This window comes from Sporosarcina sp. ZBG7A (genome assembly GCF_000813425.1).
Taxonomy (GTDB): domain Bacteria; phylum Bacillota; class Bacilli; order Bacillales_A; family Planococcaceae; genus Sporosarcina.
The window spans coordinates 16,926-42,884 of sequence record NZ_JWIB01000009.1; the positions used below are offsets into that span (position 1 = coordinate 16,926).

Below are 25,959 nucleotides of genomic sequence, written 5' to 3' on the forward strand. Positions count from 1 at the left end.
TTTTTGTGTTGTGTGATAAACTGATAGAAAGAATATTCGATTTGAATGCCAGAGAAAAAATGGAATAGGAGGGACATTATGGTGAAACGTGGAGTGATAGTGTTGTCTTTGATTTGTACGGGTTTCCTTCTAGCTTCTTGCGGTACCAATGCGGGTAGGCCGAGTGCGGAGCCAGAACCGGAAGAAGGATACGTGTTGAATGATGATGTGACCAATATTAATGAACACCTGAATTACGAAGATAGTGAGTTACACAAGATTTACTTTGCTGGAGGGTGTTTCTGGGGAGTGGAAGCGTATTTTGCAAGAATATATGGGGTACAAGATACGGTTTCAGGCTATGCAAACGGCACAGGAGAAAACCCAAGCTATGAAGACGTCATCAAAGGGGATCAAGACTTTGTAGAAACTGTAGAAGTCACATATGACCCTGACCGTATTTCGCTGGAAACACTCATTGACCACCTGTTTCAAGTGATTGATCCGACTTCCATTGACAAGCAAGGAAATGATGTAGGGGTTCAATATCGTTCGGGTATTTATTATTCAAATGAAGCCGATGCAGAAATTGTGAAAGAAGCTGTCAAAGACGAGGAACAATTTTACAAGAAAGACATTGTAACAGAAGCGGCACCACTCGATAATTTCTATAAAGCTGAAGAGTTCCATCAAGATTACTTAGTGAAGAATCCGAACGGCTATTGTCATATTAATTTACATGCTTTGGATGATGTCAAAATCCAGCCGATTATCCGTGATGAAGAAATCTTAAAGCGGTTGAGTAAACCGAAAGAGGACGATGAGAAGAACTAATGGAGGGAATGCTCGATGAAGACGTTGTTTATTAGAAATGCACGGATCCGGGATGATCAGGATCTGCAGGACATTTTGATTGAAGAGGGGTTCATCCGGAAAATTGGATCTAGGTTATCTGAAGCTGCAGACCGTGTAATAGACTGTGAAGGAAGGGTAGTTCTTCCGGGTTTGATAGAAGGGCATATCCATCCTGATAAAGCGTTTTTAGAGGAAAGGAAACCTAATATTTCTGGAACACTTGAAGAGGCGATTAAAAATACAGGTGAACTGAAAGCACAATATACGTATGAGGATGTGTATAAACGTTCTGAGAAAGTGCTGAAGTGGGCGATTGCTAAAGGCACAACTGTAATGCGTGCCCATCCCGATGTGGATCATATTGAGAAGTTACTTGGCGTGGAAGTGTTGCTTGCGTTAAAAGAGGTCTATAAGGACAAAATCGATTTGCAAATTGTTGTCTTTCCTCAAGAAGGGATCTTGAAATCTGAGGGGACGCTTGAGCGGATGGAAAAGGGCATTCAGATGGGTGCTGATGTTGTAGGAGGGTGTCCTTACAATGAAAAGACACTGGAAGATTCCATTCGTCATTTGGAATTGGTCTTTGACTTAGCGGAAACGCATGATTTGCCGCTTGACTTGCACGTGGATTTCGCAGATCACACGGAAGATCCTCGGTACATGTTGACTGAACGAATTTGTGATATGACAATGGAGCGAGGGATGCAAGGTCGTGTAACGCTTGGTCATGTGACGAGTCTTGGATCGCTTGAGCCTGAAGAAGCATCTGCATTATTTACAAAGATTGCAGGTGCAGGAATCACGATTATGCCACTGCCTGCAACGGATGTGTATTTGAATGGACGCAATGATGGGAAAAATGTAAGGCGCGGAATGGCGCCTGTTCTTCAGATGCTAGAACATGGGGTGAATGTAGCATTCGCTTCGAATAATATTCGGAACGCCTTTACACCGTTCGGCAATGCGAATTTGTTATTGATCGGGTATTTGTTAGCGGAAACGCAATTCATGGGTTCTGCAGAACAGCAGCGAACGGTTCTCGATATGATTACGTACAATGCAGCAAAGTGTCTAGGTATCGAAGAGACGTATGGGATTGCTGAAGGGAAAAAGGCGGATTTGGTTGTGTTGGATTCGCAGAAATTGAGCGACGTGATTCAGGATCAGCCAATTGCGAACTTCGTAATTAAAGCGGGTAAGGTGATTGTAGAACAGTCAATGAATCACGCTGCCAAATAAATCACGATATTGTTAGATTGTTTTGGAAACTTCGGGGTATGTGATAAAGTAATACACAATATAACATTTGAACAGGAGGCGATTTGGATGACCACAGTTGGATTTGTACGCCATGGGGTGACTGCCTGGAACAAACAGGGACGAGCTCAAGGGAGTACGGATATTCCGTTGGATGAAGAAGGAATTATGATGGCGGAACGGGCTGCGGAGCGATTTTCTGCAGATAATTGGGATGCGATTTATACAAGCCCTTGGCAGCGTGCAAAACGAACTGCAGAGCTAATCGGTAAGCAGATGACGCATACCGAAGTGATTGAAGATAAACGTTTGCGTGAGCGGGCTGGCGGATTGATCGAAGGGACGACGGAAGCCGACCGTTTGGCAAAGTGGGGTCCTGATTGGAAGCAACTCGATCTGCAAGGAGAGACGCATGATAGCGTGATTTCCCGCGGGATGTCCTTCATCCAAGAGATGCAACAACGGTATCCGGATGGACGAGTGCTTGCAGTGAGTCATGGAGGTTTCATCAAACGATTGTTGTCCGAGTTGTTGCCAGGAACGACGTATGAAGAGTCACTTGGGAATACTTCGTTGACGATTATTAAGATCGGTGAGGATGAAAATTTGTGTGAGCTGTTTAATTGTACGGATCATTTACATGAGATGAAATTTTGAAGCCGGTTGCCTTCGGGGAGCCGGTTCTTTTGTGTTTTGCCTATTCCATAAGACTCTCTTTCCTGAGTCCAAGTAAATCAACATTTGAATTAAGAATATAAAGGACACCGACAAAACCATTTAGAACATAGGACTCATATGCTTTCACAATGCGTTCGAGTGCACTTGCTAGGACTATGCGATCGCATTGTTCAACAAGATGCTATGGCCTTCCAATACCCGACCGTACTGCTTGAAAATGATTTCCCCGACAATCAAAAAAATAGAATCGGCCTCCGTTGGAGAGATGGTAAAGAACATCCCGAAATCGATAAGTACAAGTGTACCGTCTTCTTGAACCATCAAGTTCTCGCTATGCGGATCCGCATGGAACTGCCCTCCTTCTAACACTTGTTCTAAGAATAACAGGAACTGCCGTACCGGTAATTCTTTTCGACCAAATCCTTGTTCCTCTTGAAACGCAGTATCCGTAATCCGTCAATCCATTCCATCACGAGTATGTGCCGTGTTGTGAATTCGTCGAAATAGACAGGGATCCGTACACAATCCATATTAGGAAAATGATCTGGGAAACTTCTACCGTTTTTCATCTTCTGAAGGAAATTCAACCCTGCGCCGATGACGTCTGCCAATTCATTGTATTGAGATCGAAATAGATTTGCTTAGTTAAAGTTGGTGAATCGTTTATCGAGTCAAATGACAATCTTGATGGCGTTGAAATCCTTATGTAAGATCCGCTTGATATGAGAACGTTGAATTTTTACAGCTACTTGGGAACCGTAGGACAAATGTGCTTAATAGACTTCTCTAATTGAAGTGGAAGCAATCGGGACGTCTCTGATTTCTTTAAGACGTTTTATATGAGGGATTTGCCTTTCTTCATTGAGCACTGCGAGTGCATCTGCTGTTGGAACAGGTGTTACTTGGTCCGTCAGTCCTTCTAATTCATTTAGGAAGTATGGGGACATGATGTCTGCGCGTGCGGAAAGAAATTGTCTGAGCTTAATCATCAGACCGACTAACTCCAGAGATGTTTGTGTGAATTATTTCCTGTTGCGTCACGAACTGCTCCATTTTTCAATGACGGGATGTGTGAACTGACCTCGAAATCAGCGTTGAAACGAAGTAACTTGCACAAAAAATATGATAGACATTCAGACAATACCGATGATTCGATATATGATTATATTTTTCATGATCTGACATCCTTCCTTTTTTAGTATAGTAAGTGATCTGAAAAAACTTAATTTTTGGACATGAAATAGTTGCTAATAAGTTCCATAATTGTGACGATATACATAGGGGGAAGTAAAAATATAAGGAGGAAAGTCATGAAATTAGTACAAGAATTAAGTGCACAATACATTGCGGGGATTTGGAGAGAAGGAAAAGGGGCTATTCGCTTATCCAACAAGAATCCATATACCCAAGAAGAACTGGCTTCAGTTCAGACCGCATCAAAAGAGGATATCGATGATGCTTATCAAGCATCATTTGAAGCTCAAAAAGAGTGGGCAGCAGTGAATCCATATAGGAAACGAGACATTCTTGAAAAAGCTGTATCGATTATCGTGGATAGAGAAGAAGCGATTACTGAACTGATTATTGAAGAACTTGGTGGGACACGGTTAAAAGCTGCATTTGAAATTGGTCTTGTTAAAAATATGATTAGAGAAGCAGCGACGTTCCCTTTACGAATGGAAGGGAAAATTCTTCCTTCAGTTGAAGATAATAAAGAGAATCGTCTTTATCGAATTCCGGCAGGTGTTGTAGGCGTTATTAGTCCTTTTAATTTCCCATTCTTTTTATCGATGAAATCGGTTGCACCTGCACTAGGAGCAGGTAATGGGGTTGTTTTGAAGCCTCATGAAGAGTCGCTTGTTAGTGGCGGAACCCTGATTGCGAAAATATTTGAAGAAGCTGGTATACCTAAAGGACTGCTTAATGTAATTGTCGCGGATATTAACGAAATTGGAGATGCATTCATTGAAAATCCCATCCCTCGCATTATCTCATTTACAGGTTCTACAAAGGTAGGGAGTCATATAGGACAAGTGGCTATCAAGCATTTCAAAAAACCCCTTCTTGAATTGGGTGGCAACAGCGCTTTTATAGTTATGGAAGATGCGGATCTTGACTACGCAGTTCAAGCAGCGACGTTTAGCAGATTCACCCATTCAGGACAAATTTGCATGTCTGCAAATCGAATTTTAGTACAACGTGGCATATATGATGCGTTTATGAAGAAGTTCACCAATAAAGTCTTAAGTTTAAAAGTTGGAGATCCTAAAGATCCAGATACTGTAATCGGGCCGGTCATCAACGAACGCCAAGTTGCTGGTCTAGAAAAGATTATCGTAGACAGTGTTCATCAAGGCGCAGAAGTGGCTCTTCGAGGAGAGATATTAGGAACGGTGATTGGGCCAACTATTATAGGAAATGTGACACCAACTATGCCGGCAGCAACTGAAGAATTGTTTGGCCCAGTTGTCTCTGTAATACCGTTCGAAACAAAAGAAGAGGCAATTGCTTTAGCGAACGATACTCGATTCGGATTAAGTGGTGCAATTCATACAGCATCTGTGGAGATAGGTGTGGAGATGGCTAAACAGATTCACACTGGCATGATACACGTGAATGACGTGACGATAAATGATGAGCCAATCGTTGCATTCGGTGGTGAAAACCAATCCGGCATTGGACGCCTGAATGGGCAGTGGAGTTTGGATGAATTCACGACAATGAAATGGATATCTGTAAATTATGGCCAGAGAAGTTTTCCATACTAAGGAGCGAGACCAATGACAGTAGTGGATGAAAAGAAGACAGCAGAACTTTTAGAAGCTTTCGTGAAGGTAGCACCCTATTTGAATCGATTAATCCAAGATGATATTACAGTTGGTGTGTATGATACTGAGAAGTTGCTCATCAATATTCCGGGTGATACATTTTCGTTGAATGTTAAAACCGGAGATCCACTAGCTCCAGGAGATATTATTACAGCTGCACAAAAAGAAGATAAAGATAAATTGGAAATGGTACCAAAAGAAATTTTTGGCTTTCCGTTAATAGCACGCGCTATTCCTGTTCACGACAGCCAAGGGAAAGTTGTTGGCGGAATTGGGATTGGTACCAGTCTTGAAAAGTCAAATAGCTTATTTGAAGTGGCAGATAGCTTATCAGCAATTGTAGAAGAAACTGCTGCTTCCCTGGAGGAAATCGCAAATTCAGTCACGAAGCTGGCTGACCAGGTAGGAGCGGCCTCTTTGATTGTAGACGAGGTGATCTCTGGAGCGAACGAAATTGGTAAGATTTCTACTGTAGTTCGTGGTATTTCAGATCAAAGTAACCTTCTTGGTCTCAATGCAGCGATTGAATCAGCGCGAGCCGGGGAACATGGAAAAGGATTTTCTGTCGTTGCTGATGAAATTCGAAAGCTTGCCACAAATTCAAAAGAAAATGTGGGGCAAATTGACAGCGTAACAAAATCCATTACAACCTCGATTCACAATCTGAATAAATCGTTTGAATTCATTGATGAGTTTACATCAAATCAGGCTGCATCGATTCAAGAAATTTCTGCTACAGTTCAAGAAATCAGTAAAAATGCTTTACACCTTTCTGATATGGCGAAGTCATCGATAAAATAATAACAGCGTTAAAGCATTGTGGAGTCAGTTTCCCCCCACAATGCTTTTTTGAGATTAATGCAAGAATATAAAGGGTAGATGATAATAGCGTGTATGAATATGATGATAAAATGTTATCCAACGTTAATGCATTTAAAATGATGTTCAGTTTACTGATAATTAAAATCCAATAGAGGTGAAAGAAATGGCAGAACATGAATTTCATTTGAAAGCGGTTTGGCCAGGTGGCCGTAATAGTGAAGGGTACATTGAAGCGGGAAATCTTCAAACTAAAATATCAATTCCTTCAGCGATGGAAGGTCCGAATGTCGGGACGAATCCCGATGAAATGTTACTAGGTGCAGCGGCTACATGCTATATTATTACACTCGCAGCAATGATTGAGCGTGCCCGCTTGCCACTCGAAAAAATGTCGCTCGAATCTATTGGATTTGTCGATGTGACAATGGGTGTCTTCACGTATAAAAAAATTATTCATAAGCCGACAGTGTCATTAAAGCAAGAAGCGAGTGCCACAGATTTTGAAAAGCTGAATGTACTAATAGTAGAGGCAGAAAGAAACTGCATGATTTCCAAAGCTATTAAAGGCAATGTAGATGTGGAAGTTGAACCTATTGTATCTAAATCACAAGTATAACTGGCAAGATAGGGTAGTCTCCTATCTTGTTTTTTATAAAAGTACATCTGATATTATTCGCAATCTTTGAAAAGTCTTGCTAGAATGGATGAAACTTAACGGAAGGATGATGAATAGTGACCGAAACGTTGTCGTGCCAGGATGTCATCTATGCATTCAGTAAAACACATCCACCAGTAAAGAAAATCGATTCAGGAACAACAATTGAAATTGAAACGTATGATTGCTTTAAAAACCAAGTTCAGTCAGCGGATACGAAAATAAGTGGGATTGACTGGGATGCCATTAATCCGGCAACGGGTCCCATTTTCGTGAATGGGGCTGCGCCTGGAGATGTGCTGAAAGTGACGATTCAAAAGCTGAACATTGGCGACCAAGGTGTTATGGCGACAGGGCCAGATCTCGGTGTTATGGGGCACCGGCTGACGGAACTAGAATCGAAAATCATTCCGATTGAAAACGGAGTTGCTAAATTCAACGAGCGACTGTCAATTCCGTTAAACCCGATGATTGGCGTTATTGGTGTTGCTCCTGAAGGAGAACCGGTTTCGTGCGGAACACCCGGTACTCATGGCGGGAATATGGACACGAAGTTGGTCAGGGAAGGGGCCGTATTGTACTTCCCGGTTTCCGCAGAAGGTGCGCTGTTTGCGCTAGGAGATTTCCATGCAGCAATGGGAGATGGCGAAGTTGGCGTTTCTGGAATTGAAGTGCCAGGAAGTGCTGTCGTTACGCTGGATGTTATTAAAAACACACCACTCAATCACCCCTTACTTGAAAATGAAAAAGGATTTACATTCCTTGTCTCGGCTAACACATTGGACGAAGCGGTAAAAATCGCAGTGGAAGAAACTGCTGACCTATTGGTGGCAAGGACAAAACTCGATTTGGCAGAAGTCACGATGTTGTTGAGTGCAGTTGGGCAAGTTCAGGTGAGTCAAGTCGTCGACCCGCTTGTGACGGTTCGTTTCTTCGTTCCGCGTTATGTCCTAGAAACATATGGTGCTACACTTCTAATCGGATAGGTAGACGTTGAGACCAGCTTCTATTGAAGGGAGCTGGTTTTCCTTATGCGATAGACGGTTTATTACTGAAACTTTTCGTAGCGAGATTTCGTATAGCAGCTATAGAAAGTTTGATGAGTGGAGGAGGTATAGCATTGACTGTATTTAACAAAGACATCGTGTTTTGCCACCCCTGGCGATCCTATCAGGCGCGAATTCTTGCGGAGTTGGATTACCATTTGAAAAACAGACATCTCCACTTAGTGGCACCGCCAGGATCAGGAAAGACGGTTCTTGGCCTGGAAGTGATGCTTAGGTTAGATGAACCAACACTCATTATTGCACCAACACTTGCGATCCGGAATCAGTGGATTGAACGATTTGTAGAGTCATTTCTGCAGGTTTCTCAACAACCTGACTGGATTTCGACAGATTTACGAAACCCGTCTACCGTAACGGTGACGACATATCAAACTTTACATAGTGTGTTAAAAGGAGAAGACCTTGAAGCCTTCTTTGCAGCATTCGATGCGGTGAACTTCAAAACGATTATTTTAGATGAAGCCCATCACTTGCGCACATCCTGGTGGCAAAGCGCGATTACGTTCAGAGATCGGCTGGAAGAACCAAACATCGTCGCTCTCACAGCAACCCCACCATACGATGTCGGGCAAAGAGAATGGAACAACTACATACAGCTTTGCGGTCCGATTGATGAAGAAATCTACGTACCGGAACTCATTCGTGAGGGGGATCTATGTCCGCATCAGGATTATGTTTATGCATCTGTCCCTTCACCGGAAGAAGCAGGAATGATTGCACAGTTCCATCGATCGGTGGATGCGTTAGTCGGACATCTTTTATCCAATCAAGAGTTCCTTGAGTTGTTGGAAGGACACCCATGGATTCAGACGCCAGAAGAATGCATGGATGAATTGCTTGGCAGTCCTGCATATTACTCGAGCTTGCTGTTGTTTTTAAGAAATGCAGGAAGTGAAGGGTGGCAGATGGGACTCGAGATTATCGGAGGGGATGAAAAGAATATCCCCGAGTTTTCACTCGTATGGCTTGAAGAATTATTGAATGGTCTTCTGTATAAGGATTCATATTATGATGGTGATCATCCTGTTTTGAAGCCGGTCCGACTGGAATTATCCAGAATTGGTGCGATTGAACGGCGAACGGTTTCTCTTCGTTCGAGCCATAACATCCAGCAAACTCTTGTAAAGAGCGTGACAAAACTAAAAAGTATCGAAGAGATTGTTTCGTTTGAAACAGGGCAGTTAGGATCATCTCTACGACAAGTGATCTTGACAGATTACATCCATAAAGAGGACCTACCGACAACAGTAGATGATGAAAAACCGCTCGTACGTCTAGGGGTTGCACCTATTTTTGAAAGACTGCGGAGGACATTTGGTTCAGACACGCGTCTAGGTGTCTTGACGGGATCGCTCATCATTATTCCAGCCACAGCATGGCCGACACTTGCTGATCTTGCTCTGAACAGTGGGGTTGAACTTTCTTCAGTACCATTAGTGCAGGATGAAGAATACTTACAGATTGACGTAGGTTCTAATCGACAAAAAGTAACATCCCTAATGACAGAAGTGTTTACTAGAGGTGAAATTCAAGTGCTAATCGGTACAGCAGCGCTTCTTGGTGAAGGGTGGGATGCACCTGCCATTAATTCACTTGTCATTGCATCGACGGTAGGAAGTTATATGCTAAGCAATCAAATGAGGGGGCGTGCCATACGGACTCAAACAGGAAATCTAGATAAAACTGCTGCTATCTGGCATTTAGTTTGTATTCAACCAGTCATGGAGGCAGGGGGGCCAGACCAGATTGCCCTTGAGAGACGTTTCCATTCGTTAATAGGATTAGATGCTGAACTTCCCCGCATTTCATCTGGTATCGAGAGACTCCATTTGGCGAAGAACCCTGATTCCGGGAGTATTGTAGAGTTACAAAATCATACGACGCTTCAGCGAGCCATGAATCGGACATCATTACGACGAAGATGGCAGCAGGCGGTAGGAAATGCGGAACGTGGAGAACGGAAAGAAGAACTAGTTACAAAACGTAAGAGAGTTCCGAAACCTTTCGTCTACGCAGCGACTGTCAAATCGCTAGTTATTGTTGGAGCGGCGGTATTTTTTGAGACTGCTCGAGAAATAATGGGGCCATTCCCTTTTAATATATCGAAAGAACGGTTGCTGATCGCGTTTCTAGTTGGAATTGTATTAGCGTCTCCGTATTTGTGGAAGTCAGGAAAAGCGATGATCCGACATCGTTCGCTTGAACGAAGTATGATTCAAGCTGCGACTGCCGTCTATACGACACTGTTTCATGCTGGATTACTTTCTATTCCGTTGACAGAAAATCGTATTCGTACAGAGGGAGGAGAATCTGTGTCTTGCAGTTTGGATCAGGGGACGATTCACGAACAGACGATTTTCCTAAAGGCGATGCAAGAGCTACTTGACCCAATTGAGAATCCGAGGTATTTGTTAGTACGCAAGTCAAAACTTCTTTTCATCCAACGACGTGATTTCCATTCAGTTCCTGAAGAAATTGGTCGTAAAAAAGAATATGCAGAGTTTTTCTTGAAAGAATGGAATTATCATGTTGATCACGCAAGCTTGACCTACACACGAACTCCTGAAGGTCGGAAAGAATTGCTGGTTGCGAGACTTGCTGCAATGTCAGCCATTTTCCTAGACAAATCAGAGCGGATGAGTGTGTGGAGGTAGAGGAACCCTACAAAAAATTGAATGAAGAAAGCAGGGTCTTGTAAGTTAGGAAGGAGAAAATATGATTGAGTACATACTAGTATTTTTAGGGGCAGCAGTACCCGCGCTTGAAATTGCAATCGTCATTCCGGTCGGGATTGTCCGAGGATTGTCCCCGTTCTGGGTGATTCTTTTAGCGTTTGCAGGGAATATGTTGACTGTGCTCCTACTTATCATCCTATACCAGCGAATCGAACAGTGGTATAGAAGTCGAAAAGGAGAATCTACAGAAGGGGAGTCCAAACGACAACTCAGAGGAAGAAAGATTATGGATAAATACGGAGTTGCCGGACTCGCATTGGCCGGGCCAATTCTCATTGGCACACACATCGCTGCCTTTTTTGCTCTTCTTTTTGGGGCTTCCAAACGGAAGACAATCATTTGGATGGCAGTCAGTATTGCGTTATGGTCACTAATTTTTGGTATCGTAACTGCAATGGGGTTTACTTTTTTCATTAAAGATTAAACAATTTAGAAACGAATGTAAGAACAGGAGCGATAATGACACCGTATACAAGAAAAATGGCCGCAAATGTCCCTAAGAGATAGAGGATCTTGTGCTTTTGATAGGCACTCACTTCGGGTGATTCAATCAGATGGAAGGAGCGCTTTTTGTGGCAGGATTCGCAGAAGAGTCGGTAAGTAACGTTTTTACGTATTTCTGATTTGTTCAGAACAACTTTCTTCACTCTCGTTTCTTTCCTTTTGAACGAAATACCGAATGTATCTGCGTAAGGAATTGTTTTTCTATGTGGACAGTTCACAGATTCGAATTCCAACTTAAGACCATCGAACCAACTTTTTTGGCGAAGGGTCTTCTTATACAGTATAATCCCTGCAATTCCTACAATGAGTATGGTTAGTGGGAATGCGGAAATCATAAAAATCAATTTCACTAGATCTTGACCACCTTTCAGAATGATTTGAATTCCTTGATTTATAGTCTATCAATAATAGAATCATGATTCCAGAACTAGCCTAATTGGTCATATTTCATATATAAATTTATAACACTATTTAACCATTTTAATTTTCATTCAATTAAATTTTGAAAATATATTGACATGAAAAACACAATCCTTTACTATTGTTTTCAGCATGAATAAAGTCATTCTTATTAGTAGCCGCGGAGACGAGGGGTCGACGATGCGGTGGCAAACCCATTCAGTGTATTGTTCTGGATAGGGCGCCCAACCTGAGCGCAGTTTCGTGATGGAACTGTGAACAATAAGAGGATAAGCAGCTGATGCAGATCGAAGCTTTCCTTAGGTTGTAGGAGAGCTTTTTTTGTGCTCCAAAACACATTTTTTGTAAGGAGCGGATTTAATTGGTTGAAAAGATTTTATTTACTTCAGAGTCAGTTTCAGAAGGGCATCCCGACAAAATTGCTGACCAAATTTCGGATGCAGTTTTGGATGCAGCGCTTGCACAGGACCCATTTTCTCGGGTTGCGTGTGAAGTGTTTACGACAACAAACACTGTAATTGTTGGTGGAGAGATCACAACAGGAGCGGCGTTGGATATAGAAAAAATCGCTCGTCAAACGCTAATTGACATTGGGTATACGAACGACGAATTAGGGATCGATGGCAACACTTGCAACGTTCAAGTACTTGTACACACGCAATCACCGGATATCGCAATGGGCGTGGATACGTCGAGTGATACGAAAGAAATCGGTGCCGGTGACCAGGGCTTGATGTTCGGATTTGCAACAGATGAAACAGCAGGATTCATGCCATTACCGGTGGAACTCGCACATGCGCTTGTGAAAAAAGCATCTATCCTCCGTAAAAATGGACAATTCCGATGGGCTCGTCCGGATATGAAATCACAAGTAACAATTGACTATACATCGAAAGAAACTCCGAAAATCGATACGATTTTAATGTCAATCCAGCATGATGGAGATTTTGACAAAGAAGCATTCGAAGCATTCGTGAAAGAAGAAATTATCTTCAGTACGGTGAAAGAATTCAAATTACCTGAACCGATTCGTGTACTGATCAATCCAACTGGCCGATTTGTAACAGGTGGTCCTCATGGAGATGCAGGACTAACAGGACGAAAAATTATCGTCGATACGTATGGTGGCGCAGCTCGTCATGGCGGCGGTGCGTTTTCTGGTAAAGACTGCACAAAAGTCGATCGTTCTGCAGCTTATGCTGCTCGATACGTAGCTAAAAACATTGTCGCAGCAGGGCTTGCGAAGAAGTGTGAAATTCAGCTGTCTTATGCAATTGGTGTAAGTGAACCAATCAGTATTGCTATCGATACGTTCGGGACAGGGAATGCCGCAGACGAACAATTGCTTCGTGCTGTACGTGAAGTATTCAATCTGACGCCTGCAGGAATTATAGACATGCTCGATTTACGGACTCCTCGTTATCAAGCAACGGCTGCATATGGACATTTTGGGCGTACGGAACTAGATTTGCCGTGGGAGCGGACAGACAAAGTCGATGCATTAACGCAATCTGTATATGACACAGTCGGAGCCGGGTGCTGATGAACATCGTCAAAGAGACGACAGTTCCAACAAGAACACTTCTCCAAACGGATGCGCCGCTATTTGATGCGCTTGTCCGATATGCGAATTCTGAAACAGTGTCGTTTGATGTACCAGGTCACAAAATGGGTGCATTGAACACTCCGTTTCGAGATGCAATTGGAGCACAGGCGCTTAAAATGGATGTCAATTCAATGGCAGAGCTGGACTTGTTAAGCCATCCGAAATCGGTCATTAAAGATGCACAAGAGTTAGCAGCACAAAGTTTTGGTGCGGATCATGCATTTTTTCTAATCAACGGCACAACTGTTGGCATCCACGCGATGATTCTAGCAACATGTAAACCAGGGGAGACACTTCTTGTGCCAAGAAACTGCCATAAGTCGGTCATTGACGGAATGATCTTAAGTGGTGTCATTCCTGCCTTCATGCAACCGGAAGTGGATGATCATTTTGGGATTTCACATGGCGTTTCAGTCGAAAACGTCGCACAAGCATTACGTGAACATCCAGCTGCCAAAGCATTGCTAGTTACGTATCCGACGTATTTTGGAACGATGACTGATCTGAAGTCAATTTGTGAATTGGCTCATGAAGCAGGCGTTACTGTATTAGTCGATGCTGCACATGGTGCACATTTAAAAGTTTTAAATAAAATGATTGATCCAATACAAGCAGGTGCAGATCTGGTTACAACGAGTATGCATAAAACGGGCGGCTCGCTAACGCAAAGCTCACTTTTATTACTTCAAGGCAATCGCATTTCTGCAGATAAAGTGCGGAAAGTAACCGGCATGCTGCAAACGACAAGCGCTAACTACTTACTTATGAGCTCACTAGATGCAGCCCGTAGAGAACTTGTCCTACACGGAGCCGAGGCGTTTCAACGACTGAAGCCAATTGTAAACGAGGCAATTGAAGCAATCGAATTAGGTACGCATTATGAAGTACTGAAAAATGAAAATGTCAGCACTCGTTTTCTGCAGTCACAGGACTGGACGAAATTAGTGATTCGGGTGAATGGTCTCGGGCTGACTGGTTTTGAAGTTTATTCACTATTAAAACAACGATATGGTATTCAGATGGAGCTTGCGGAAGGGTACGTCGTCATGGCGGTAATCACACCCGCGGATACAGAAATCTCAATCGGACATCTTACAGCAGCTTTGCTGGATATAGAACGAACCTACACAAAATCGCACGTTCTCCACTCTGCATGGACGGTTGTGGATTCTGTCAATGAACTCGTGATGACACCAAGAGAAGCGTATTATGCAGAACAAGAGACGATTGCGATTGATGATGCGATTGGTCGTATTAGTGCAGATACATTGATGATTTATCCACCAGGAATACCATTAGTCATTCCCGGTGAACGGATTACATGTGAAGTAATCCAGCACTATACCTACTATGAACAAGCATTCGGAAGTGTGTTATCAGGGTCAAAACAAACAGGCAGCGTGACTGTCGTAAAAGGGGGATATTAACGATGAGTTTAGAATTATCGGCGCTAGGACGCCACGTGTTGATTGAATATTATGGGTGCCCGAGTGAAATTATAGAGAACAACAAAGTGATTGAGCAGTTCATGAAAGAGGCAGCAGATTATTCAGGAGCTACCATCGTTGAATCGGTGTTCCATCATTTTAATCCATACGGAGTATCGGGTGCCGTGATCATCGCGGAATCTCACCTTACGATTCACACGTGGCCGGAATACGGTTTTGCTTCTGTAGATGTCTATACATGTGGTGATTCTGTTAGCCCATGGAAAGCGGCAGATTATTTGGCAGAAAAGCTGCAAGCGAAGAAGGTGGAGTCATTTGAAGTGCCACGTGGCATGGTCGAAAAGATTCGTCAGTTTGCAGAAAAAGAGATTGAAGAAGTAACTGTGAAACCTGTATTGGCAGGTGTAAACGCATGAGTTGGTATACAGAACAATGGAGCGAGGACTGCAAGTTTTCTATCGGGTATGAAAAACACCTGCACAGTGAAAAGTCACCGTTCCAGCAGATTGAATTTTATGAAGGTAAGGAATTCGGTACGTTTTTCACACTAGATGGGTTGATGATGGTCAATGAAAAAGACGAATTCATCTATCATGACATGATTGTTCACCCGGCATTCGCAACGAACCCAGATATTAAGAAAGTGCTCGTGATCGGTGGAGGAGACGGGGGGACTGCGCGTGAAGTATTGCGCTACCCTGGAGTGGAAAAAGTCGTACTTGCTGAAATCGATGAGAAAGTATTCCGTTTGTGCCAACAGTACCTACCAATTACAGCAGCAGGTGTGGAAGAAGACCCGCGCATGGAACTCGCTTTTGGCGACGGGCTTGCCTATGTCCAAAACGCGCCGGACGCTTCGTTTGACTTGATACTCGTTGACTCAACGGACCCGATTTCAGTAGGAGAAGGGTTATTCACGACAGCATTTTATAAAGAATGTTATCGTGTGTTGAATGACAAAGGAATTTTGATCAACCAGCATGAGTCCCCTTATTTCTCCGAATATGCGGAGAACATGAAGAAGGCACGTACGAAGATAAAAGAAATTTTCCCTGTCGCACGGGTCTATCAATACCATATGCCTACGTATCCATCGGGTCATTGGCTATTCGGATTCGCTTCGAAGTCGCTCGATCCATTAAAGGATGCAGATGCAGACGTGTGGAACTCAATCGGTTTGAAGACGAAGTATTACAATACAGATCTTCATCACGGAGCATTTGCATTACCGAGTTATGTAGTGGAGGCGCTTGATAGTGAAGAATAATGCATTGAGTACGAACGCATTCATCGGTTGTGAAACAGTGTACGAAGATGCGAAAATCGTATTATTCGGTTCTCCATTTGACGGGACGACAAGTTTCAGACCTGGTACTCGTTTTGCCGGCCAAGCGATTCGTCCGGATTCATATGGCTTAGAGACTTATTCCCCTTATTTGGATAAAGACCTAGAAGATGCTTGCGTTTTCGACGGCGGTGATTTGGAATTACCTTTCGGGAATACGGAGCGTGTCCTTCAAGAAATCGGAGCATACAGCGGTAAAGTATTAGGAGATGGTAAGAAGTTTCTCATGATCGGTGGCGAGCATTTAGTGAGCTTGCCATCTATCCGAGCGGCTTATGACACATTCTCAAATCTTCACGTAATCCATATTGATGCACATACTGATTTACGTGAAGACTATATGGGAGAACCGCTCTCGCATGCATCCGTTATTCGTCGCTGCCATGACTTCCTTGGCGACGGACGGATTTTCCAGTTCGGAATCCGCTCTGGCTTGAAGAGTGAATTCGACTGGGCAAAGACGCATACACACTTGGAAAAGTTCACACTCGAGACGTTGCCTGAAGTAGTAAACTCATTGAAAGACGTTCCTGTATATGTAACGATCGACTTGGATGTGTTAGATCCTGGGACATTTCCTGGAACCGGTACACCTGAGCCTGGTGGCATTACGTATCGAGAATTACTTACGGCGATTGGACACCTTCAAACACTTGAAAACATCGTTGCGGCGGACGTCGTTGAGCTGTCTCCACAATACGATCCGTCAGGTGCTTCGACTGCTGTTGCTTGTAAGACCATTCGTGAGATGCTACTGACGCTCGCAAAGTAATCTCTATATAATAGAAGAAAGCCGCCCCGATTGAGGGGCGGCTTTTACTTTTGAATTAATTCAAGTCAACAGCAGGTGTGCTTACACTAGATGGATTTTCTTTCTGTGTATGTGACAGTGTCAACATGAAGATGAACGAGACACAGAACAGGATTGCAAGATAAATCATCGCAGCCGTCATATCATAGTGTTGTAAGATGTACCCGACTAGTATTGGTGAGAATCCACCGACAGCACGCCCGAAGTTGAAAATTGTATTCGTCGCGGTACTGCGGATTTCAACCGGGTAGAAACTGCTAATCAAGGCACCGTATCCTGCGAACATTCCGTTAGAGAAGAACCCAACGATTGCTCCGCCGATCAATACACCAGCGCTACCTGTTGCATAGCTGTAAAGGAACACAGCTATTGCCGATGCGATTAAGAAAAGACCGTATGCTTTTTTCGCACCAAGTCTGTCCATAATTTGCCCGAAGACGAGCATTCCTGCAATCATCCCGACCGCTGTACTAATCGTCCAGAGAGCAGAGCTTGAAACGGATAGTCCTTGTGATTGTTGCAACATTGATGGCAGCCAAATCATCAAGCCGTTGTAACCTGCGATTTGGACAGTCGCCATCACTGCGAGTGTAACGGTGGTGAAAGCAATCCGAGGAGAAGCAACGAGCAAACGAAGTTTCCCTGCATTCTCTTTTTTCTTTTCGGCTTTTTTCAATTTCTGAGATTCGAGCCATTCAGGAGATTCGTCTAAATTACGACGCACGATGAATGCGAAGATGACTGGGATGATTCCGACGAAGAACAATGCTCTCCAACCGAACGCTGGTAAAATAAGCGCACTTAGCAGAGCAGCTAAGATTACACCGTATTGAGCCCCAACACTAACATATGAAGATGCGCGGCCTTGTTTGTTTTTCGGCCATGCTTCAGCAACGAGCGCCATACCGATTCCGTACTCTCCGCCAGCACCAAGTCCAGCGATGAAGCGATAGATGTAAATTTGTTCAATGTTCGTAGCAAGTCCAGTGAGGGCTGTGCCAATTGCGAACAATAGAATACTGTAGGTGAACACTTTAACGCGTCCAAATTTATCTGCTAAAATCCCGAAGAGCACGCCTCCGACAAGCATACCGATATTCGTGACAGACGAGATCATACCGCCTGTTGCAAAGTCGATGCCAAAGTCCGCAATGATCATCGTCATTGCGAAGGAAATGAACATAATATCCATGCCTTCCAGGGTAAGACCAGCGACCGAAGCCACCACCGTTTTCTTTTGATAATTCATCGTAAGTTCCGCCTTCCTATTGTAGGGTGTTGCTCAACGTAAGAAGAATGGAACCGTTATTCACAGCGATTGCCATCCTCTTTTTGCGTCTCACAGAACGCTAATTAAAAGAGTGCGCAGTAGTTAAATGTGCACAAAAAATGCCCTCACCGTCTAAGAGGACAGTAAGGGCAAAGTACGACAAATCACATGAGACGCAGCAGAGCCAGTCTCACAATCCGGTACCCTTTCCGGCCTCTCTGGACCGTGTTAAAGGAGCAATTTAATTGTTTTTATCCTACCAGAAGAAATTTAGTTGTACAAGATATTTTTTCTGGAAACAGTAATGTTGGAGTTTTCGATTAATAATTTTAAAAGCATGAGGTTGCGATTAGTGATATAATTATTCAGTTGTTCATTTTTTACTGGAGGTTATATTATGAATAAGACAGAAGCACATCACCAAGGTCACTCTAAAAGAGTTCTTCTATATAGTTTAACCTTTTTAGCAATTGCTATCATTGGTCTTACTTACGTCAAATGGATGCCATATTTGGACAAAAGCATCACTGCTTTTTCTACACATTCCATAGGGGATTCAATCTTAGGATCGGATCCTGGTAAAGCAGAATCCGCTTCTTTTGCAGGGGCATGGGATTATGCAGTAACGTACTTTGCTGCTGTATGGAAAGCTGCAGTACTCGGAATTCTCTTAGGCTCATTATTGCAAGTACTTCTTCCAGCGAATTGGCTCATCCGTGTACTTGGTAAAACTTCGTTTGCAAGTACAGCTGCTGGCGGACTTGCTGCAGTGCCGGGGATGATGTGCACGTGTTGTGCAGCCCCTGTAGCCGTAGGACTTCGCAAAAAGAATGTTTCTGTTGGTGCAGCGCTTGCATTTTGGATAGGAAATCCAACTTTAAATCCAGCGGCACTTGTGTTCATGACATTTGTGTTGTCGTGGAAATTCACAGCGCTTCGGTTAGTGTTTGGACTTATTTTGACGTTTGGCGTGAGTTATCTAGCGAATCGTTTCGCACCTGCTGTAAACCCGGTAGATACGGAAAAACTATTGCAACAAGCGGCTGAAGAAGAACAAGGTTCGTTCCTTATGCGCTGGCTTAAGAGCCTAGGGAAAATGACGCTGTTCATATTACCGGCGTACTTCCTATCTGTTTTGTTGATGGGGGCAGTGAAAGGCTGGTTGTTCCCTCAATTGGGTGAAGCGACTGGAAGTTCAATTCTTTTACTAGTGCTTGTTGCAATTGGCGGTATGTTGTTCGTCATTCCGACAGCTGCAGAAATTCCTATCATCCAGACATTCATGGCATATGGAATGGGTGGTGGACCAGCAGCGGCGTTGTTGTTAACATTGCCAGCAGTCAGTTTGCCATCATTACTACTCGTTTCAAAGTCATTCCCGAAACGCGTACTTGTCTTCGTCAGTGTATCTGTCGTTGTGCTAGGCGTTGTTGCAGGAATTGTAGGGAATTATATACTGTGAAGCAAAAAGGACCGTCTCCAATAGGAAACGGTTCTTTTTTTGATGAACAGCACCAAAAATCCTCAATCAAGCTCGTGTCTGTAGGGTATGATACACTCGCTTCAAAGACTAGTAGGAGGGATTTTGGATGAAACAATTGATAGGGAAAACGGCAATTGTTACAGGGGCAAGTAGTGGGATTGGCTCAGGTATTGCGAAGGAACTTGCGGAACAGGGAGCAAACGTTGTTCTTGCCGCACGCAACGAAGAAAAATTAAATGAATTAGCAAAACAACTACAAAATGACGGCGGCTCAGTGCTTGTTGTGAAGACAGACGTATCTAGCCAATCAGACGTAGAAGCACTCGCTACTAAAGCGAAGGATGCATTTGGCGGCGTCGATATTTACGTCAACAATGCGGGGCAAGTACTTACTGCGGAAGTACGTTCCGGTAAAACGGAAGAATGGGAGCAAATGATTGACGTGAACATAAAAGGCGTTTTGTTCGGCATCAATGCTGTTCTGCCATCTATGCTTGAAAAAGGTGCCGGCCATCTTATTAATATCGCCTCTGTTTCTGCAACAGAAGTGACGAAAACAAGTACAGTCTATAGCGCTACTAAATTTGCAGTACGTGCAATCTCTATGGGACTTGAAAAAGAACTCGCAAAAACAGGTGTCCGCGTCACCAACATCTCACCTGGAATGGTCGATACTCGATTAGGTGAACAATACGATTGGGGCGACCGCAAGAAACTTCAAACAGCAGACATCGCGAAAGCAGTTGTCTATGCTGTGACTCAGCCGGACTATGTCAATGTCAACGAGATTACAATACGTCCTGTTTAACAGAAAAAGCCGACTCCGCAACACGCGAAGTCGGCTTTTTTCAGTTTAAGACGTAACTGGTTTCTTCAAAAGTCCCAGTAAAATTGCGGACACGATTGAACCGATAATCACTGCAAGCAAGTAGAGCATCCAACTGCCTTCCACGAGTGGGAAAACAAAGAGTCCACCGTGTGGAGCCCGCAATCCAATATTGAATGCCATCGACAGACCACCAGCAATACCAGCACCGGCCATCACAGATGGAATGACACGGAGTGGATCCGCTGCAGCAAATGGGATGGCTCCTTCTGTAATGAACGACAAGCCCATAATGTAATTCACTTTACCTGCTTCTCGCTGTTGAAGAGAATACTTGTTTCTGAATACAGTTGTTGAAATCGCAATGGCGAGAGGGGGAACCATGCCGGCCGCCATGATCGCTGCCATCGGTTCATACACGCCACTTGCGAGTAATCCTGTACCAAACAAGTAAGCCGCTTTGTTAATAGGTCCGCCCATGTCGATTGCCATCATCAGACCAAGGACAATTCCAAGAAAGACCGCGTTACCCGTTCCAAGACCAGTCAGTAAGTTGGAAATACCAGTATTGAGTGCACTAAATGGCGTATTCACTACATAATGCATAATGAGCCCTGTACCCGCGATTCCAAGTAATGGATACAGTAAAATCGTCTTGATTCCATCGAGAGAAGGGGGGAGCGATGAGAGCCATTTTTTCAAACCGACAACTAAATAGCCTCCAAGGAATCCAGCAATAATTCCGCCCAGGAACCCTGCTCCACTTGTAGCAGCCATTAATCCACCGACCATACCTGGGGCAAATCCTGGTCGATCTGCAATACTGAGAGCGATGAAACCAGCTAGAACAGGAACCATTAACGCAAATGCATTCCCGCCACCAATGAGATTCAAGGCAGCTGCAAACGAATTATAAGTTGGATCATCTGGATTAGATGAATTCGGTCCGAACAAGAATCCGAGTGCAATGAGAATTCCGCCACCTATTACAAAAGGAAGCATGTTCGACACACCACTCATCAAATGTTTGTAAATCGCAGACCCAATTCCTTTAGACGATGGTGATTCATCGCCAGCTTCTGAAGTACCATCTGAACCACCTTTATAAACAGGTGCATCTTGTTTCACTGCACGGTCTAGCAATTCCTTCGGTTTTCGGATTCCTTCCGCAACAGGAACTTCAATGACATGTTTTCCAGCAAAACGTCCCATCGAGACATTCGTATCTGCCGCAACAATGACAGCCGTCGCACGTTCAATATCCTCAGCAGTTAACACGTTTTGAGCGCCACCCGATCCGTTCGTTTCAACTTTGAATGGGATTCCAAGTTCCGCAGCTTTGTTTTTCAGTGAATCCGCAGACATATACGTATGCGCGATCCCTGTCGGACATGCAGTTACAGCGACTACATACGGTTTAGATGAATCGACCGAGGGTGGTGGTGTAGCAGGAGAGGATTCTTCATCTGGCTGGTCGTGTGCGTCAATCAGGGACAAAATCTCTTCCTTCGATGAAGCCGCGAGCAGCTGTTTACGCACATCTTCATTCATAAGAACCGTCGATAACCGTGCTAGCGCTTTCAAATGCATTCGGTTGGCGCCATCTTCAGCGGCAATCATGAAGAATAAATGTGCAGGTTGACCATCCAGAGATTCGTACTCAGCGCCGACCTCAGATCGTCCAAATGCGATGGCGGGCACTTTTACAGCACTTGTTTTAGCATGGGGAATAGCGACCCCATCACCAATACCAGTAGTGCTTTGAGACTCTCGGTTTAATATGGCTTCTTTGAAAGCACGTGGATCATTCAGTTTGCCTGCCCGATCGAGCACATTGACCAGTTCATCGATGACTGAGGGCTTATCAGTTCCTTGCAGTCCAAGTAAAATTGTATCAGCTGTCAACAATTCGGTAATTCTCATTGTTCGTTCCCTCCTTCTAATGGTGTCACTACGACTTGAGGTAGCAACAAGTCAACTTGTTGTTGTGTACACAAACGATCGGAAAACGCCGTGGCACTACCGGAAGCAATACTCAGTTTAAATGCTTGTTCAATAGGTTCATCTTTTTCAAGTGCCGCGAGAAATCCTGCAACCATCGAATCTCCAGCTCCAACAGATCCTTGAACTGTGCCCTTAGGTGCATTTGCGATGAGTGAAATAGACTCGCTTACGTACACCGCACCATCGCCAGCAAGAGACACAATTACTTGTTCGGCACCAAGGCGGACAAGCGTTTTTGCATGTTTTACTGCATCTTGTAAGGAGTTTACTTCAGCACCAACCATCTCACCCAGTTCATGATGATTCGGTTTAATGAGAAACGGACGGTAGGGTAAGGTCTTCAACAAAGAAGCCCCTTCAGCGTCGACGACAAAACGAATACCTGACTTGCTGCATAACCGTGCAAATTGTTCATAGGTGTCTTCAGGAAGCGAAGAAGGGATACTTCCAGATAGTACGAGTACATCATGGATTCCTAAGTTTTTGACTTGGGCTTTCAATTTTTCAAAGCGGAGAGAGTCAATAGTAGGTCCAGCAGCATTCACTTCTGTTTCTTCAGCAGCCCGTAATTTCACGTTCACCCGTGTCTCTCCCTCGACAACTATGAAATTTGTAGAAACGCCAGCTTTTTGGAGTAACCGCTCAATTTCCTGTCCAGTAAACCCTCCAGTGAAACCAAGAGCGCTACTAGGAACACCTAACGTCGTCAATACTTGTGAGACATTAATGCCTTTACCACCAGCTAAAAAGTGATCTGAAGCTGAACGATTTAACGCACCAAGTGAAAGGGAATCGAGAGTGAGTAAGTAATCCAGTGAAGGATTCAATGTCACTGTATAGATCATACGTCCATCACCTTCAATTTCGTATTAGTTGGAAATGCTTGTAAAGATTCGGAACTCTCACTTGTTGTTACAACGATTGCTTGTGTTAAGTCTGCGAACTGCGCAAAGGCAACTTCTTGAAATTTGGAATGGTCCGCCAAAATATAGGCTTCTCTTGATAATTGAATCGCCAGTTCTTTTATTTGTGCTTCTTCTTCATCAGGTGTGGTAAATCCGTAATCCGGATGAATGCCGTTGACACCTAAAAAACACTTATCAAACCGGTAGTGTTGCAGACTATGAACAGCGCCTCTACCAATTAAAGCTTTGGTGGAAGGTTTTGCAATGCCGCCCGTGAGAATCGTTTTGCATCCACGTGCAAGTAGGGCATCTGTATGAGAGATTCCATTTGTCACCACAATGATTGATGGCGGAAGAAAGGGAATCATTTCAAACACGGTAGAACCGGCATCTAAATAGACGGTATCGCCTTCTTCAATTAGTGCAGCGGCCGCTTGACCGATTTGTTGTTTTGTTTGAAGGTTTTTAGATGTTTTTTCAGACATCGAAGACTCCTGCAATTTTCCTTGTAGCTTTGCTGCGCCACCGTGAATTCGTTTCAGTTTCTTTTGACGCTCCAATTCTATTAAATCCCGTCGGATAGTTGACTCTGAAGAACCTGTCTCAGTCGCTATGTCTTGTAAACGTACAGTTTGATTGTGTTGTAACATCTTCAAGATAAGATGATGACGTTCGGTTTCTAACATCGGAATCCCTCCTTAACCAATCTTGTTATCTTCATCATATACCTAGAGTATTCTGATATCAATCAAAACATTCCAAAACCATTCAAAAACATTCAATAATAACAGAGTGGGTATTTCAAAGTAATTATTTCCTAATCCGAAGTAATTATTGACCGCTCTATTGTGCTTTGTTAAAATAAAGTGTCTTATCGACAATGTTCGACATGGAATTTTTAGTTTTCTATAGTGTTTTCGCAAACAGCTAACAGGATATACTATAGATATTGCTGACTAGCAGTTAGCTGTATGATCAAGTTCACAGTAAAAAAATTTTGCCTTCGATTATTTGTTATGGGATTGGGATATAACTGAGGATGTGAAATAACCTGCATCCATCGCTATGACAAACTCCTTGCATACGTGCAAAGAGCCTAGAAAATTCTTTTCAAATCAAGGTACCTATTCCTTAACAAGGGACAATTAGGAAGCAACTATCTCTTTTGCCTTGGAGTAGGGCACGTTACTAACAATGGTGGTTAGAAATCAGCAGCAATGGTCGACCACTTGAACTGCGGTTTGCTGTAACTAGTCATTTGCACCGTCAACTAGGCGGTAGTCTTTCAAATTGGAAAGGGGATAAAAGACATGAATTTAGCAGCTATCGGAGTACCAGGGCTAATTATCATTCTTGTGATTGTACTTATTTTATTCGGACCTCGTAAATTGCCTGAAGTTGGTTCAGCAGTCGGAAAGACACTCGCGGAATTCAAAAAATCTGCAAAAGACATCATGGACGATGATGAAAAAGCTGAAGCTAAAAAACCTTCTGATATAGAGAAGTAGGTGAAAAGATGGATCCTAATAGCGATCGCAATGATGAAAATTTAAGTTCATTGGATGAAAACAATAAAAAAGCAGCAGAAAACTCCGTAGAAGCTAAGTCTGATGCTGCTGACGAAGAAGTTCTGAAGACACCAGAACTGACGCCTTATACGGATGAGAACGGTTATCCAACGAATATTCCACCAAAAAAGTCAAAAGAAAAAGTAGTAGTTGAAGAGGACGATGAAGGAGAAGAATCCAATCTCGTTGAACACTTAAGTGAATTACGGAAACAGCTGATCAAAAGTATTGCTGTTTTCTTACTGTTCTTCATTGCCGCCTTCAGCACCATTAATTTATGGTTCCCTTATATTACACGGGGTTACACGTTAATTGTTTTGAGTCCGATGGAAGTTATTTCGTTTTATACAACCATTTCAGCTGCACTCGCATTTGGACTTTCAGTTCCATTTCTATGTCACTTTTTGTGGCAGTTTGTGAAACCGGGGTTAAATGAAAGAGAAAGTCGTTTCTTAAGTCTTTACTCACCAGCGATTCTAATATTGTTCGTAGCGGGATTAGCATTTGGTTACTACATCGTGAACCCGCTAAGTTACACTTTCTTAGTCTCACTTGGTGAGAAGAACTTTGACGTGATGGTTTCAGCACAAGAGTATGCACGTTTTCTCTTACTGACAACGATGCCGATCGGCTTACTGTTTGAATTACCTGTTGTGGCGTTATTTCTTTCCGCGATTGGAATTCTTACATCAGGTTCTATGAAAAAAGTTAGAAAGTGGTCATATGTAGTCCTCGGAGTTGTATCCGCACTCATTACTCCACCTGATTTCTTCAGTCAGCTCATTATTCTAATACCAATGATTGGTTTATATGAAGCAAGTATATTCCTTGTTACGAGAACCGAAAAACGTGTAGCAGCTGCTGAAGCAGCCTAAAAAAAATCCCGCTTTGCA

Annotated in this window: 24 protein-coding genes and 1 pseudogene; 18 read left to right on the top strand and 7 right to left on the bottom strand. The window is 43.4% G+C overall.

The features are described from left to right. The first annotated feature begins 78 nt into the window (after positions 1-78). The 3 genes from msrA to RL70_RS03390 all read left to right on the top strand — a co-directional run bounded on the left by msrA (position 79) and on the right by RL70_RS03390 (position 2,748). Complete coding sequence (gene msrA / locus RL70_RS03380; protein WP_052245742.1) at positions 79-813, top strand: peptide-methionine (S)-S-oxide reductase MsrA; 735 nt, start codon at positions 79-81, stop codon at positions 811-813. 15 nt (positions 814-828) lie between these two features. Further along, positions 829-2,073, top strand: coding sequence for an amidohydrolase family protein (locus tag RL70_RS03385; RefSeq protein WP_039042016.1), 1,245 nt, complete (start codon positions 829-831; stop codon positions 2,071-2,073). A gap of 87 nt (positions 2,074-2,160) precedes the next feature. Continuing rightward, positions 2,161-2,748: a histidine phosphatase family protein gene (locus RL70_RS03390; RefSeq protein ID WP_039042017.1), complete on the top strand. Its 588-nt coding sequence runs from the start codon at positions 2,161-2,163 to the stop codon at positions 2,746-2,748. Positions 2,749-2,922: 174 nt separating this feature from the next. Here the strand turns inward: RL70_RS03390 and RL70_RS18350 are convergent. Beyond that, positions 2,923-3,536, bottom strand: a pseudogene (locus RL70_RS18350) (AarF/UbiB family protein). 6 nt (positions 3,537-3,542) lie between these two features. Further along, positions 3,543-3,758 carry a hypothetical protein gene (locus RL70_RS17190; protein ID WP_052245743.1) on the bottom strand — a complete coding sequence of 72 codons (216 nt, stop codon included), beginning with the start codon at positions 3,756-3,758 and terminating at the stop codon, positions 3,543-3,545. A gap of 321 nt (positions 3,759-4,079) precedes the next feature. Here RL70_RS17190 and RL70_RS03400 point away from each other — a divergent pair, with 321 nt between their 5' ends. From RL70_RS03400 to RL70_RS03425, 6 genes are all read left to right on the top strand, one after another. Further along, the gene (locus tag RL70_RS03400; protein WP_039042018.1) at positions 4,080-5,537 is read left to right on the top strand and encodes an aldehyde dehydrogenase family protein; all 1,458 of its coding nucleotides are present in this window, start codon (positions 4,080-4,082) and stop codon (positions 5,535-5,537) included. Between the two features lie 12 nt (positions 5,538-5,549). After that, positions 5,550-6,398, top strand: a complete 849-nt coding sequence (locus tag RL70_RS03405) for a methyl-accepting chemotaxis protein (RefSeq protein ID WP_039042019.1) — start codon at positions 5,550-5,552, stop codon at positions 6,396-6,398. Positions 6,399-6,582: 184 nt separating this feature from the next. Next, a complete protein-coding gene (locus tag RL70_RS03410) occupies positions 6,583-7,035 on the top strand; it encodes an OsmC family protein (RefSeq protein WP_039042020.1) in 453 nt (150 codons plus the stop codon). A gap of 116 nt (positions 7,036-7,151) precedes the next feature. Then, positions 7,152-8,060, top strand: coding sequence for an acetamidase/formamidase family protein (locus RL70_RS03415; protein ID WP_039042021.1), 909 nt, complete (start codon positions 7,152-7,154; stop codon positions 8,058-8,060). A 134-nt stretch (positions 8,061-8,194) separates the two neighbouring features. Then, complete coding sequence (locus tag RL70_RS03420; RefSeq protein ID WP_039042022.1) at positions 8,195-10,795, top strand: DEAD/DEAH box helicase family protein; 2,601 nt, start codon at positions 8,195-8,197, stop codon at positions 10,793-10,795. Positions 10,796-10,856: 61 nt separating this feature from the next. Beyond that, the gene (locus tag RL70_RS03425; RefSeq protein WP_039042023.1) at positions 10,857-11,300 is read left to right on the top strand and encodes a small multi-drug export protein; all 444 of its coding nucleotides are present in this window, start codon (positions 10,857-10,859) and stop codon (positions 11,298-11,300) included. Here the strand turns inward: RL70_RS03425 and RL70_RS03430 are convergent. Then, positions 11,290-11,730 (bottom strand): hypothetical protein, encoded by a 441-nt coding sequence (locus RL70_RS03430; RefSeq protein ID WP_039042024.1) that lies wholly within the window; start codon positions 11,728-11,730, stop codon positions 11,290-11,292. The two genes, RL70_RS03425 and RL70_RS03430, sit on opposite strands and share 11 nt — an antisense overlap. Positions 11,731-12,161: 431 nt before the next feature. Here RL70_RS03430 and metK point away from each other — a divergent pair, with 431 nt between their 5' ends. Genes metK through speB form a run of 5 tightly spaced genes read left to right on the top strand, consistent with a single transcriptional unit; the run spans position 12,162 to position 16,971 of the window. Beyond that, positions 12,162-13,343 carry a methionine adenosyltransferase gene (metK, locus tag RL70_RS03435; RefSeq protein WP_039042025.1) on the top strand — a complete coding sequence of 394 codons (1,182 nt, stop codon included), beginning with the start codon at positions 12,162-12,164 and terminating at the stop codon, positions 13,341-13,343. Beyond that, positions 13,343-14,833 (top strand): aminotransferase class I/II-fold pyridoxal phosphate-dependent enzyme, encoded by a 1,491-nt coding sequence (locus RL70_RS03440; protein ID WP_039042026.1) that lies wholly within the window; start codon positions 13,343-13,345, stop codon positions 14,831-14,833. The genes metK and RL70_RS03440 overlap by 1 nt, the downstream gene beginning before the upstream one ends. A 2-nt stretch (positions 14,834-14,835) precedes the next feature. Then, a complete protein-coding gene (gene speD, locus RL70_RS03445; protein ID WP_039042027.1) occupies positions 14,836-15,270 on the top strand; it encodes an adenosylmethionine decarboxylase in 435 nt (144 codons plus the stop codon). Beyond that, positions 15,267-16,121, top strand: coding sequence for a polyamine aminopropyltransferase (speE, locus tag RL70_RS03450; protein ID WP_039042028.1), 855 nt, complete (start codon positions 15,267-15,269; stop codon positions 16,119-16,121). The genes speD and speE overlap by 4 nt, the downstream gene beginning before the upstream one ends. Further along, positions 16,105-16,971 (top strand): agmatinase, encoded by an 867-nt coding sequence (gene speB, locus RL70_RS03455; protein ID WP_369795183.1) that lies wholly within the window; start codon positions 16,105-16,107, stop codon positions 16,969-16,971. The genes speE and speB overlap by 17 nt, the downstream gene beginning before the upstream one ends. Before the next feature lie 55 nt (positions 16,972-17,026). Here the strand turns inward: speB and RL70_RS03460 are convergent, their stop codons facing one another. Next, on the bottom strand, positions 17,027-18,259 hold the full coding sequence (locus RL70_RS03460) for an MFS transporter (RefSeq protein ID WP_039042030.1): 1,233 nt from the start codon (positions 18,257-18,259) through the stop codon (positions 17,027-17,029). Between the two features lie 418 nt (positions 18,260-18,677). On the opposite strand from RL70_RS03460, the gene RL70_RS03465 reads away from it, so the two are divergent. Then, complete coding sequence (locus RL70_RS03465) at positions 18,678-19,742, top strand: permease (protein WP_039042031.1); 1,065 nt, start codon at positions 18,678-18,680, stop codon at positions 19,740-19,742. A gap of 127 nt (positions 19,743-19,869) precedes the next feature. Then, positions 19,870-20,571, top strand: a complete 702-nt coding sequence (locus RL70_RS03470; RefSeq protein WP_039042032.1) for an SDR family oxidoreductase — start codon at positions 19,870-19,872, stop codon at positions 20,569-20,571. A 45-nt stretch (positions 20,572-20,616) separates the two neighbouring features. On the opposite strand, the gene RL70_RS03475 is transcribed toward RL70_RS03470, so the two are convergent. From RL70_RS03475 to RL70_RS03485, 3 genes are read right to left on the bottom strand one after another with little or no spacing between them, the layout of a single operon-like run. After that, positions 20,617-22,512, bottom strand: a complete 1,896-nt coding sequence (locus RL70_RS03475) for a PTS fructose transporter subunit IIABC (RefSeq protein WP_039042033.1) — start codon at positions 22,510-22,512, stop codon at positions 20,617-20,619. Then, positions 22,509-23,438, bottom strand: coding sequence for a 1-phosphofructokinase (pfkB, locus tag RL70_RS03480; protein ID WP_039042034.1), 930 nt, complete (start codon positions 23,436-23,438; stop codon positions 22,509-22,511). The genes RL70_RS03475 and pfkB overlap by 4 nt, the downstream gene beginning before the upstream one ends. Then, the gene (locus RL70_RS03485; RefSeq protein WP_039042035.1) at positions 23,435-24,184 is read right to left on the bottom strand and encodes a DeoR/GlpR family DNA-binding transcription regulator; all 750 of its coding nucleotides are present in this window, start codon (positions 24,182-24,184) and stop codon (positions 23,435-23,437) included. The genes pfkB and RL70_RS03485 overlap by 4 nt, the downstream gene beginning before the upstream one ends. A 624-nt stretch (positions 24,185-24,808) precedes the next feature. On the opposite strand from RL70_RS03485, the gene tatA reads away from it, so the two are divergent. After that, positions 24,809-25,006 carry a twin-arginine translocase TatA/TatE family subunit gene (gene tatA, locus RL70_RS03490; protein ID WP_039042036.1) on the top strand — a complete coding sequence of 66 codons (198 nt, stop codon included), beginning with the start codon at positions 24,809-24,811 and terminating at the stop codon, positions 25,004-25,006. 8 nt (positions 25,007-25,014) lie between these two features. After that, positions 25,015-25,941, top strand: coding sequence for a twin-arginine translocase subunit TatC (gene tatC, locus RL70_RS03495; RefSeq protein ID WP_039042037.1), 927 nt, complete (start codon positions 25,015-25,017; stop codon positions 25,939-25,941). The last annotated feature ends 18 nt before the right edge of the window (positions 25,942-25,959 follow it).